This window comes from Intrasporangium sp. (assembly GCF_030452765.1).
In the GTDB taxonomy this organism is placed as follows: Bacteria; Actinomycetota; Actinomycetes; order Actinomycetales; family Dermatophilaceae; genus Intrasporangium_A.
In genome coordinates, this window is the sequence record NZ_JAKDLO010000165.1 from 1 (window position 1) to 9,651 (window position 9,651).

The following is a 9,651-nucleotide window of genomic DNA, read 5'->3' on the forward strand; positions in this document are numbered from 1 at the left end:
TCGCCGGGGGGGGGGTGGCCGCCCCCCGGGGGGGCGCCCGGCCCCCCCCGGCGCGGCGGCATACCGCGCTCGGGAGCCGAGGGACGGGGGGCGCGGACCAAGTCAGGCGAGGGCGAACCGACGCAGCCCGTGCCGGCGTGCCCTACCGATCCACCCGGCCACGCCGCGGCTCCCTGCGCGACCCAGTCTGCGGATGGCGCGAGCGCGACCGGACCACCCACTGGTGCACCAGCTCGACGAGCACCCCGCCGGCTAGGCCGACCGCCAGTGACTCCCGGACGAGGGCCGCCGGTGCACTGAAGGTGAACAGCTCCCGGGCGGCCGGTACCACGAAGGCCAGGACCGCGAGCAGGACCATCGCACCGAGCAACATGCCCTTCCACAGCCGGAACGGCCGGGACAGGATCGCGAGGATCCAGAAGAAGACGACGAGCAGGGTGATCGTCGCGCCGGTGCCGGGCTGGCGGCAGGCGGTGTCGACTGCCCTCGCCGCGAGGGAGCACCGGTCGAGGAACTCGTCACGTGGCACTCCGTAGCGGCTGCCCGCGACGAGGTACGAGACGATCACGGACAACCCGGCGACGGCGCCGGCCGGCACCGCGAAGCGCAGGATCCGGCCGAGGAAGCCGGGCACGTAGCGGCGCCGGTTCGGGCCCAGCGCGAGGAAGAAGGCCGGGATGCCGATCGTCACCGACGAGACGAGCGTCAGGTGGCGGGGCAGGAACGGGAACGCCGTCGCCATGAGAGCCGTCGCGACGATCGCCACCAGGCTCATCGCGTTCTTTGCGACGAAGAGGTTGGCGACACGCTCGACGTTGCCGATGACCCGGCGACCTTCGTGAAGCGCGGTGGGCAGGTGGGCGAACCGTCCGTCCAGCAGGACGAGCTCGGCGACGGCCTTGGTCGCCTGGGCACCGTTGCCCATGGCGACGCCGATGTCGGCGTCCTTGAGGGCGAGCGCGTCGTTGACACCGTCGCCGGTCATCGCGACGACGTGCCCGTCCGCCTGAAGGGCGTGGACGAGAGCCCGCTTCTGCTCCGGGCTGACCCGACCGAACACCGTTGTGCCACGGACCACCTCGCGCAGCGACTCCGGATCCTCACCGAGGCTCCGGGCATCGACGGGCTCTCCGGCGTCGAGACCGACCCGTCGGGCGACGGCGGCCACGGTCTGCGGGTTGTCGCCCGAGACGACCTTGATCGCGACGTCCTGCTCGGCGAAGTAGGCAAGAGTCTCGTGGGCGTCGTCGCGCACCTGCTCGGTGAGCAGGACCAGCCCAGCCGGTCGCAGGTCGCTCGGCAGTGCCGGCTCGGTCAGGGGCGCGTTGCTGCGGGCCAGCGCGACGACCCGCCGGCCCGTCGCGGCGAGCTCGGCGGTGCGCTCTCGTCCCGGGCTCCCGTCGGGCAGCAGGACCTCGGGGGCGCCGAGCAGCCAGGTGCCCCGCTCCCCGAAGCAGCCGGCGCTCCACTTGCGCTCCGACGTGAAGGGGATCGTGCCGCTCCGCACCCACCCGGTCGGCGGCGTGACTGCTGCCGCGACCGCGGCGAGGGTGCCGTTCGGGTCCGGGTCGTCGGCCAGCGCGCCGAGTGCCTGCCGCAGCTCTGCGGTCGAGGCGTCACCCAGTGCCTCTACGTCCTCGAAGACGATCTCCCCGACGGTCAGCGTGCCGGTCTTGTCCAGGCACACGACGTCGACCCGTGCCAGGCCCTCGACCGCAGGCAGCTGCTGCACGAGGACCTGGCGGCGGGCCAGCTGGACCGCGGACAGCAGGAACGCGATCGAGGTGAGCAGGACGAGACCCTCGGGCACGAGCCCGACGAGACCTGCGGCCGAACGGATGACGACCGCCTGCCACCCCTGCGCCCCGACGGCCCGCCACTGCGACCAGATCTGCAGCGGCAGTGAGACGATGATGACCCACGTGATGTAGGTGAGCAGCCGGTTGATCGACGACTGGATCTCCGAGTGGGTCCGGGTGAAGCGGCGGGCCTCGGCGGCGATCCGGTTGACGTACGCGTCGGCCCCGACCGCGCTCGCGTGGAACCTTCCCATCCCGGCGACCACCATTGTGCCGGAACGGATCTCGTCGCCCGGCAGGTGGTGGACCGGGTCGGCCTCGCCGGTGAGGTTCGACTCGTCGAGCTCGAGTCCCGTCGAGCTTCGCAACGTCCCGTCCGCAGGGACCTGGTCTCCCGTGCGCAGCTCGATGAGGTCGTCGAGGACGACCTGGCCCGTCCGTATGACGCGCAGCTCGCCGTCGCGGACCACCCGGGTCTGCGGCGCGTTGAGCAGCGCAAGCCGGTCGAGCTTGCGTTTGGCGAGGTACTCCTGGACGATCCCGATGCCGGAGTTGACGACCAGGACGATGCCGAACACGCCGTCGGCGAAGCTCCCCGTCGTCATGACGAGGACGAACAGAGCGCCCAGGATCGCGTTGAACCGGGTGAGGACGTTGGCCCGGAAGATCTCGCCGAACGACCGTGACGTGCGCTCGGCCAGCTCGTTCGTCTGCCCACGCTCGACGCGCTCGGCCACCTCCGACCCGGTCAGGCCCATGGTGCGCCTCGGCTCCGCCGTCAGGTCCACCTGCTCCCCGGATGTCGTCACGGCGCCCATTGTCCCGGGTGAGGACGCCATCGTTGCGACCCTGGCCTGCTCCATCGCCGCGCGGGTCGAAGGACCGCGTCTGGAGACCTGCTCGCACATCGGGGGAACTCGATGGGCCGGCCTCTCGGCGGGGTCGGGAGGGCGGCATACGGACGGAGTCGCGGAACGGAGCGTCGCGGTGGGACGATATGCGGCGTGACCGATTCGAGCCACCGAGCCAGGGCGACTGCCGCCTCCTACTCCATCACCGTGCGCATCCACGCCGGGACCGATCCGGCTGTCATCGGGCAGCTCGCGATCAAGGTAGCCGACACCGGGGGAATCACGACCGCCCTCGACATCGTCGACTCGCACCCGGACCGGCTCGTGATCGACCTGACCTGTTCCGCGTCCGACGCCGACCATGCGGGCGAGATCGTCGATGCCATCGAGACGCTGGAGGGCGTCCGGGTGCACAAGGTCTCGGACCGGACCTTCCTGCTGCACCTCGGGGGCAAGATCAGCGTCGAGTCCAAGGTCAACCTGCGCAACCGTCAGGACCTCGCCATGGCCTACACCCCCGGGGTGGGCCGGGTCAGCATGGCCCTGCACGAGCATCCCGAGGACATCCCGAAGCTGACGATCAAGGGCAACTGCGTCGCGGTCGTGACCGACGGCACGGCCGTCCTCGGCCTGGGTGACATCGGCCCGGGGGCGGCGCTGCCGGTGATGGAGGGCAAGGCGGCCCTCTTCAAGCGGTTCGCAGACATCGACGCGTGGCCGATCTGCCTCGACACGACCGACGTCGACGAGATCGTCCGCACGGTCGAGCTGATCGCACCGGGCTTCGGCGGGATCAACCTCGAGGACATCGCAGCCCCCAAGTGCTTCGAGATCGAGGCCAGGCTGCGGGAGCGCCTCGACATCCCGGTCTTCCACGACGACCAGCACGGCACGGCCATCGTCGTCCTCGCGGCACTGACCAACGCCCTGCGCATCATCGACAAGCCCCTCCCCGAGGCGCGCATCCTCGTCTCCGGCGGGGGCGCCGCGGGCTCGGCCATCGTCCAGCTGCTCCTGTCCGCCGGTGCCGTGGACGTCACCGTCTTCGACCGGCCGGGACTGCTGAACAGGGACGACGAGTCCCTGACCCCCGCGTGGCGCCGACTCGCCGAGCAGACCAACCCACGCGGCCTGCGGGGCACGCTGCGTGACGGTCTGCAGGGTGCCGACGTGTTCATCGGCGTCAGCGCTCCGCGGATCCTCGAGCCCCAGTGGATCGAGGAGATGGCGCCGAAGCCGGTCGTCTTCGCCCTGGCCAACCCCGACCCCGAGGTCGACATCTTCGAGGCGACCCAGCGGGCGGCGGTCGTCGCGTCGGGCCGCAGCGACTACCCGAACCAGATCAACAACGTCCTCGCCTTCCCCGGCGTCTTCCGTGGGCTGCTCGACGCCCGGGCGACCGACATCACGACCGAGATGCTCATCAAGGCTGCCGAGGCGATCGCCTCGGTGGTCTCCGACTCGCAGCTCAACCCGAACTACATCGTCCCGAGCGTCTTCCACCCCGACATGAGCAAGACGGTTGCCAAGGCGATCGTCGACTGTGTCCCGAAGGCGCCGAAGCCGTCCATCCCGATGACCCAGTGAGTCGGCGACCGACCTGCAACTGCGCCACGGCGGCGCCGATCTCGCGCGTCCGGCATCGACGACCGTGAGCACCGGAGCCGCCCGAGTCCAGCGCTACGCCATCGACGGCCGGCGGGCCTGGCTCGTCTGGGGCAGCGCGATCGCCGTCTACGTCCTGGCCGTCTTCCACCGGACCTCGCTCGGTGTGGCGGGCGTCATCGCGGCCGAGCGGTTCGACATCTCGAGCTCGGAGCTGTCGCTCTTCACGATCGTCCAGATCGCGATCTACGCCGGGATGCAGCTGCCCGTCGGTGCGCTGCTCGACCGGTACGGCTCCAAGCGGCTCCTCGGCGTGGGGCTGACTCTGCTCACCGCGGCCCAGCTCGCCTTCGCGTTCGTCGACACGCTGCCCGCCGCGCTGGTCTGCCGGGTGTTCCTCGGCATGGGCGACGCGATGGTCTTCATCTCGGTCATGCGGCTGGTCGCGCTGTGGTTCTCGGCCCGTCGGTCCCCGATGGTGTCGCAGCTGACCGGGCTGCTGGGGCAGATCGGTGCGTTGCTCGCTGCCGGCCCGCTCGCTTTCGCCCTGGCGCACTTCGGGTGGACGCCGTCGTATGCCGTCTCGGCCGGCGTGGGCGCCCTCACCGGTGTCCTGCTCGTCCTGTTCGTCCGCGACAGCCCGTATGGTGACCAGGCGCGCGACGCGCTCCGGCTGCGGGCGCTCGCGCGCAGCCTGCGCAATGCCTGGCACGTGCCGGGCACGCGACTCGGGCTGTGGAGCCACTTCACGGCCCAGTTCTCGGCCAACGTGTTCTCGCTGCTGTGGGGCTTCCCGTTCCTCATCTCGGGGGAGGGCCTCTCGTCGCTGAGCGCGAGCGCGCTGCTCATGGTCATGGTCGGGGGGTCGATGGTCTTCAGCGTCCTGTTCGGGTCGCTGACCATGCGCTTCCCGTTCTCCCGCTCGACGCTCGTGCTGTGGATCGTCGGTGCGGTGATCGCCGCGTGGACCGTGGTCCTGCTCTGGCCCGGTAAGGCCCCCATGTGGCTGCTCGTCGTGCTCGTCGTCGTGATGGCCGCTGGGGGTCCGGGCTCGTTGATCGGCTTCGACCTGGCTCGTACGTTCAACCCGCCGACCCGGATCGGCAGCGCCACCGGGATCGTCAACACCGGCGGCTTCATCGCGACCCTCGTGGCCGTCGCCCTCATCGGGATCGTCCTCGACCGGGTTGCGCCCGGTGGGCCGTCCGAGTGGACGCTCGAGGCGTTCCGGCCCGCGATGGCCGTTCAGTACCTCATCTGGGCGTTGGGTCTCATCCAGATCTTCCGGTACCGGGGCAAGACTCGCAGGGCGATGCTCGCGATCGACCCCGACGGCTACGACGCCATGCGCGGGGGCAGCAACACGATCACGTTCCACTGACCCGGCCGCAGGCTCGCGGGCCGCTACCGTCGATGGATGGCCACGGGGGACGACGTCCACCGGATGGCCGAGCGGCTGCCGGGCGCCGTGCTGGGTGCCTCGCACGAGGGGTCGCCTGCCTGGTATGCCGGCCGTCACCGGTTCGCCCGGCTCCGCTGGGATGACGACGGCCGGGAGACCGTGCAGGTCTGGAGCGGCGAGATGGACCTCGCCGAGGCGCTGGCCGACCGGCGGTGGGCGCGGTCAGGCGTCGCCGAGCGTCACCGCCTCGGCCTCGATCTCGGAACCGACGGGCTCGGCACCGTGGCCCGGCTGCTCGTCGATGCGGCGGATGAGCGGTGCAGCGGTGAGCAGGACCGCGATGCCGATGAGCACGGCGGACGCGCCGACCCAGAACGGCAGCTGGACCCACCGCTCCCCGAGGACCCCGGCGAGCCAGGGCGCGACTGCGCCGCCGCCGAACCGGACGAAGCTGTATGCCGCCGACGCGACCGGCCGCTCGACGGGAGCGATCTTCATGACGGTCTCGGTGATGAGGGTGTTGTTGATCCCGAGGAACGCCCCGGAGACGACCACACCGACCACGAGCACGGGCTTGCTGTGTGCGCCGAAACCCATGACGGCCAGCACGGTCGCGAAGCCGAGGAGGGCTCCGACGACACCGTGGAGCGTGCCGACACGACGCTGCAGCCTCGGGGCCACGAAGACCGAGGTCGTCGCGAGCAGGACGCCCCAGCCGAAGAAGATCAGGCCGATCGCCTGCGCCCCCATGTCGAGCGGGAACGGCGTGAAGGCGAGCAGCGTGAAGAACCCGAAGTTGTAGAGCAGCGCGGTGACCCCGACGGTGAGCAGGCCTCGGTGACGCAGGGCACGGATCGGGGCGAGGATCGACGACGGGTGAGCGGAGCGCGGCATCGGTGGCAGAGTCAGCGTGGTCGCGACGAGCCCGACGACCATGAGGGCGGCGACCCCGAAGAAGGGAGCCCGCCACGACATGCTGCCGAGCCAACCGCCGAGGAGCGGCCCCGCTGCGATCCCGACTCCGAGAGCCGCCTCGTAGAGGATGATCGCCTGGCCGACCGAGCCGGTGGCCGCGCTGACGATGGTGGACAGCGCAGTCGCGATGAACAGGGCGTTGCCCAGGCCCCAGAGCGCCCGGAAGGCGACGATCCCGCCGACCGTGTCCTGCATCCCGGCGAAGGCTGAGCCCGCGATGATGAGGACGAGCCCGAGCATCAGGGCACGTTTCGCCCCGACGCGGCTGCTCACCCAGCCGGTGCCGAGCATGGCGACTCCCATGACCGCCATGTAGCTGGTGAACAGGAGCGATACCTGCGCGGGCCCGGCGCCGAGCTCGTCGGCGATCGGCTTGAGGATGGGGTCGACCAGGCCGATCCCCATGAAGGAGATCACGCACGCGAAGGCGACCGACCAGACGGTCTTGGATTGGCGCCACATGTCGGTGTCAGGCGTCCTTTCGGGAGGGACCGCTCGAGGCGAGGTCGAGCAGTTCGGTGATGAGGTCCACGGCCACGCGGACCCGGTCGAGCGCGGGATCGTCCAGACGGTCGAGGAAGGGGTCGATGACGCCGGCCCGAGCCGCACGGACCTGGCTGAGGGCGGTCGCTCCCTCCCGCGTCAGGCTGATGAGGGAGGCCCGGGCGTCGCTCGGGTCGGCGTGACGTCGCACCCAGCCGGCGCGCTCCATCCGCCGGACCTGGGCGGTCACCGTGGGCTGGCTGCTGTGGTCCGCATCGGCCAGCGCGCTGACTCGCACCGGCTGCAGCTCGTCGATGACGGCGATCAACCGAGCCTGCGCGTAGGGGATCTCGAACGCTGCCGCTTGGCTCGCCCATCGGTTCAGGCGCGCTGCAGCACGGAGCAGGTCGTTCGCTGCGGTCTGCCGATCGGTCATGGGTCGGCAGTATACATAGATAATCTATGTAATGTTGCCGGGGGTCGGGTCGCCCGGAACCGAGCCCGAGTGACGATCGCAGACCCGGCTAGCCTCTGACACGAGCACCACCTCACCGAGCCGATCGGCTTCCTGACCATCGACGAGATGGAACGGGTCGACAACGCCCTGGCGGTGGTCCTCGACCTGTAGCGGACCGACACGTGGGTAGCTGACCCGGCGCCGCCAGGTTGCCCTGAGCGCTGCTCCGCCGACCAATCGACGCGCGGCACAAGCACTACACCTCTCGGTGGATTTCGGAGCGATGTCCGAGGCCGATAGCGATGATCATCAGTCGAGTCGACGAGCAGCCTTGTCAAGTCGTGGAGAACGGTGTGCAGTCGCGTCGCACCACCACCGCCCACAGACCGGTGATCACCTCGAGCTGCTCCTCGAGGCGGTCGAAGCGCTCCCCCGCCGACGGGAACGGGATCCCGTAGGCCAGGTGCTCCTGCTCGAACCACCCCGCGCCGAGGCCGAGCTCTAGCCCGTCCGCCGCTCATCCGGTCCACGCCGGCGACCGCGATGGCCCGTGGCCCCGGCAGCCGGAACGTCGCCGACGTCACGAGCGTGCCGAGCCGGATCGTGGTGGTCTCCCGCGCCAGCCCGGCGAGGGTCACCCAGGCATCTGTCGGACCCGGCCACCGGCACCGCCCATGTGCAGGTAGTGGTCGGAGCCGAAGAACCCCTCGAAGCCGAGCTGCTCGCTCGACTGCGCAACCGAGAGCAGGTCGTCGTAGGTTGCGCCCTGCTGCGGCTCGGTGAAGATCCGTAGCCGCACTCAGTGGCCCTTCGGCATCGCCCAGCGTCGTGTCGTCAAGCCGTGCTCCTTCGCCCGGGCCAGGGCCTCGCCGACGATCTGTTCGGCCGCCTCGCGCTGCGCCCAGTCGGAGCCCTCGACATGCTTGCCCGGCTCGAGGTCCTTGTAGTGCTCGAAGAAGTGCCTGATCTCGTCCAGCTTGAACTGATCGACGTCGGACAGCTTCTGGTAGACGTCCATTCGCGGGTCGACGGGCACGCACAGGATCTTGTCGTCGCCGCCGGCCTCGTCGTCCATGTGATAGACGCCGATCGGTCGCACCTTCACGACCACACCGGGGAAGAGCGGCTCGGGGATGATGACCAGGGCATCGAGCGGGTCGCCGTCCTCGCCGAGCGTCGCCTCGATGTAGCCGTAGTCGGTCGGGTAGGCCATCGAGGTGAAGAGGAAGCGATCCAGGCGGATCCGACCGGTCTCGTGGTCGATCTCGTACTTGTTCCGCTGGCCGCGCGGGACCTCGATCGTGACGTCGAACTGCACCCTGGTGCCTCTCTCTTGCGCCGGCTCGGGGCTCGGCTGCTGTCAGAATGTCCGGGGACAGTCTTGCGCACGCGTGGGAGTCAGGGAACAGAGGGCGACGGTGGTGTACGGGTGAAGCGCTCGATCGGGCGCGTGCCGCTGGTCGCGGGGGCGAGCCTCGCCGTCCTGCTCGGCTATGCCGCACTCGACGCGGGCGGCGCCGTTCCGGGCGTCCTGACGACCCGCCCGCTCCCGCCACCGCCGCCGACCGCGACGCCGGGCACGCGCACCCTGCCGGTCGTTCCACAGCCCACCCCCTCCACGTCGGTCGGTATGCCGCTCGGCTCGCTCTCGGGCGCAGGCTCGGCACCCAGCACGGCGGGGCTGCGCAGGAAGCTCGAGCCGGTCCTCGCGCTACCGGCGCTCGCGGACGCCTCCCTGGTCGTGCGGGACGGGCAGACCGGGACGGTACTGCTCGACGACGGCGGTGCCGTGCCTCGGGTGCCGGCCTCGACGACGAAGCTGCTCTCGGCGGCAGCGATCGGGCACGTGTTCGGCCCGGGCGACGTGCTGACGACCGAGGTCGTCCGAGGCACAGGGCCAGGCTCCGTCATCCTCGTGGCCGGGGGCGACTCACTGCTCGCGCCGGGCAAGGGTGTCCGTGGATCGGTGGCCGGGCACGCGGGTCTCGGCGCCCGGGCCCCGCACGTGGCCGCCGCCCGGGGGGCGCCCCGGACGGGGCCTGTGACCCGGAAGGTGCCGCAGGCCAAAGCCCCGGGGGC

The 9,651-nt window shown here is 70.7% G+C and carries 7 protein-coding genes and 1 pseudogene; 3 read left to right on the forward strand and 5 right to left on the reverse strand.

Translation table 11 applies throughout. From position 1 onward, the window contains the following. Positions 1–142 precede the first annotated feature (142 nt). Positions 143–2,608, reverse strand: a complete 2,466-nt coding sequence (locus L0H79_RS17440) for an HAD-IC family P-type ATPase (protein ID WP_301485920.1) — start codon at positions 2,606–2,608, stop codon at positions 143–145. Between the two features lie 195 nt (positions 2,609–2,803). On the opposite strand from L0H79_RS17440, the gene L0H79_RS17445 reads away from it, so the two are divergent. Next, on the forward strand, positions 2,804–4,237 hold the full coding sequence (locus tag L0H79_RS17445; protein ID WP_301485921.1) for an NAD-dependent malic enzyme: 1,434 nt from the start codon (positions 2,804–2,806) through the stop codon (positions 4,235–4,237). Between the two features lie 64 nt (positions 4,238–4,301). After that, complete coding sequence (locus L0H79_RS17450) at positions 4,302–5,636, forward strand: nitrate/nitrite transporter (RefSeq protein WP_301485922.1); 1,335 nt, start codon at positions 4,302–4,304, stop codon at positions 5,634–5,636. 243 nt (positions 5,637–5,879) lie between these two features. On the opposite strand, the gene L0H79_RS17455 is transcribed toward L0H79_RS17450, so the two are convergent. From L0H79_RS17455 to L0H79_RS17470, 4 genes and pseudogenes are all read right to left on the reverse strand, one after another. Continuing rightward, positions 5,880–7,094, reverse strand: coding sequence for an MFS transporter (locus tag L0H79_RS17455; protein WP_301485923.1), 1,215 nt, complete (start codon positions 7,092–7,094; stop codon positions 5,880–5,882). Positions 7,095–7,101: 7 nt separating this feature from the next. Next, positions 7,102–7,551, reverse strand: a complete 450-nt coding sequence (locus L0H79_RS17460; protein ID WP_301485924.1) for a MarR family winged helix-turn-helix transcriptional regulator — start codon at positions 7,549–7,551, stop codon at positions 7,102–7,104. A gap of 400 nt (positions 7,552–7,951) precedes the next feature. Then, positions 7,952–8,371: pseudogene (locus tag L0H79_RS17465) on the reverse strand (LLM class flavin-dependent oxidoreductase); the annotation flags it as partial. Further along, the gene (locus L0H79_RS17470) at positions 8,372–8,890 is read right to left on the reverse strand and encodes an inorganic diphosphatase (RefSeq protein WP_301485925.1); all 519 of its coding nucleotides are present in this window, start codon (positions 8,888–8,890) and stop codon (positions 8,372–8,374) included. A gap of 111 nt (positions 8,891–9,001) precedes the next feature. On the opposite strand from L0H79_RS17470, the gene L0H79_RS17475 reads away from it, so the two are divergent. Then, positions 9,002–9,651, forward strand: a 650-nt coding sequence (locus L0H79_RS17475; RefSeq protein WP_301485926.1) for a D-alanyl-D-alanine carboxypeptidase, incomplete at its 3' end; no start/stop codon positions are given.